Source organism: Vibrio sp. 10N.222.46.A1 (assembly GCF_041473595.1).
GTDB lineage: Bacteria > Pseudomonadota > Gammaproteobacteria > Enterobacterales > Vibrionaceae > Vibrio > Vibrio tasmaniensis_A.
On sequence record NZ_JBFRSN010001178.1, the window covers coordinates 1 to 308 of the forward strand.

1 protein-coding gene is annotated in these 308 nt (G+C 35.1%); it reads right to left on the reverse strand.

The genetic code is table 11. The annotated features are described in order from the left end of the window. Window positions 1–204, reverse strand: a 204-nt coding sequence (locus AB4496_RS25020; protein WP_372132505.1) for an Lrp/AsnC family transcriptional regulator, incomplete at its 3' end; no start/stop codon positions are given. Window positions 205–308: the final 104 nt, after the last annotated feature.

Consider the following 308-nt stretch of genomic DNA (forward strand, 5'->3'; position numbering starts at 1 on the left):
TACGAACGCTGTAAAAGCAAGTTCGAGCTTTTCAGGATTCAATAACGCCACTTTTTTTTCAATAATGCCGTTTTCTTCGAGGCGTTTAAGCCTTTTCCAACAAGGTGTTGTGGTGAGATTGACCGCTTCTGAAATGTCGTTCAATGACAATGTGCTGTCTTCTTGTAACAGCCTTAATATTTTTTTATCTACGGCATCTATCACACTTCCAAATCGAATTTAAAGAGAATAATTTTCTACATTTTAAGCAAAACAAAGCAAATATGGCAAAGTTTTTCTCTCAAATTCTAGCTAAATTGGAAGTATAC